Below are 278 nucleotides of genomic sequence, written 5' to 3' on the forward strand. Positions count from 1 at the left end.
GTATTCAATTAATTTAGCTGCAATTACGGCGGCTATTTGTATGAGTGATGAGGCTGATAAAAACCCTGATAAACGCTATTGGGCAAGTATTGCAGGCGGTGTGTTTTACATTTTAATGGCGTTGTGTGCTGCAACTTTAGTCGGTTTGGTGGCAAGTTTGCCGCAGGCACTTATTTTGGCGCTGGCGGGTATCGCTTTGTTTGGCACTATTGCAAATAGTTTGCAGCAAGCGTTAACGGGTTCGCAATATACTGAGGCTGCAATAGTGACGTTTTTGG

At 44.2% G+C, this 278-nt stretch carries 1 protein-coding gene; it reads left to right on the top strand.

Annotated elements, in window-relative coordinates; translation table 11 throughout:
• A partial coding sequence (locus SB756_RS29615; RefSeq protein WP_410913128.1) for a benzoate/H(+) symporter BenE family transporter occupies window positions 1–278 on the top strand: 278 nt, incomplete at both ends.

Source organism: Pseudomonas sp. SIMBA_068 (genome assembly GCF_046534705.1).
Lineage (GTDB): Bacteria > Pseudomonadota > Gammaproteobacteria > Pseudomonadales > Pseudomonadaceae > Aquipseudomonas > Aquipseudomonas putida.